This window comes from Yersinia sp. IP36721, assembly GCF_003634395.1.
Taxonomy (GTDB): Bacteria; Pseudomonadota; Gammaproteobacteria; order Enterobacterales; family Enterobacteriaceae; genus Yersinia; species Yersinia entomophaga.
The window spans coordinates 1-1,135 of record NZ_QCZL01000070.1 but is presented as its reverse complement, the minus strand read 5'-3'; the positions used below and the strand labels follow the sequence as shown (position 1 = coordinate 1,135).

The window sequence follows — 1,135 nt, the reverse complement described above, 5'->3', positions numbered from 1 at the left end:
TGAAACCGAGGCGGCGACGCCCAGAGCAGTTAAGGCCGCCGCCAATGCAGCGGTAACGGCATTATCCGATCACGTTCGCAGCGCTAACCCTCATGACCAGTATGTGCAGGTACACGAGCATTCAGCCTTGGCCGTTAATAAAAACGCCGCCCTGAACGATTTGGCCGGAATACCGCCGCAACAGTTGCCGGTGGGTATGGGATTACATGCCGGCGGTCATTTCTGGGATAAGTTCGACATTGAAATGATCCCCGTCACTTCTGGGGTAGCGCCGGAAACCCGTGCGCCGATTGTGCGTGAATTATTGCAGTACATGGGAATGGATAGGCTCCATTTTCACGGTGCATTCAATATTATGAAAGTCACCATCAAAAAGACTATCGACGGATTTGGCCCTTACGCTTTCCATATTCCAAGCCAGCATATTCCGACCGGCTGTTTTATGAGTTTTGTGCTGTATTACAAGATTATCGGTGGCGCTGACTGGTCTTGGTGCCACAACGAGGTTAAAGGCCGTTGGCACCAACATACTCATCACTTATTCAGTGGTAATGCTGCCGGGAACTACAGCCATGTGGATATTGGGGTAGCGGGTAATCCTGCGATGGGAGATGTACTTTATCTTGCCTTACCGCAGATCATCCCGGGCAGATGGAACCCTGACCATCGTTGTCCGCAACTGTTTAATCTCGGCCTCGGCGAAGCCATCAGAACACAATAAAGGTGTAAAAATGAATACGTTAAGCAATAAAGAAATGATGCCGCACTCTGATCGCAGCGGCGGTTATGTTGTTACCAGCCGGGGGCTGGAGTCTCAGGACGCGGTGCGGATGCGAATGTTGGTACGTCAGCAGATTGAGACGATAGCGGATACCCGTTCGCGGGAGGGCGTTTTGGCTGATGTGCTGAGCCTGATACTGGTGAATGTCTCACAGCTTGCGGTGTCTATCGCACAGGCCAAAACCCTTGCGGACATTAAAGCGGCGGCGCAGCCCGTCGCGGATACACTGGCAAGCGTTGATAGCGCGGTAAAAAATGGCAGTCTGGTACTGCCGTACATGGTCAAGCCGGAGGGCGTCACCGGCGTACTGGCGGATATGACTACGCTGTCTAATGAGGTTTCGGCGATACTGGT

Annotated in this window: 1 protein-coding gene and 1 pseudogene; both read left to right on the top strand. The window is 52.7% G+C overall.

Features of this window, described 5'->3' with window-relative positions:
- Window positions 1–721 (top strand): annotated as a pseudogene (locus DBA33_RS20300) (hypothetical protein); the annotation flags it as partial.
- 10 nt (window positions 722–731) lie between these two features.
- Window positions 732–1,135 (top strand): hypothetical protein (locus DBA33_RS20295; protein ID WP_162975264.1); only part of this gene is annotated, 404 nt, incomplete at its 3' end.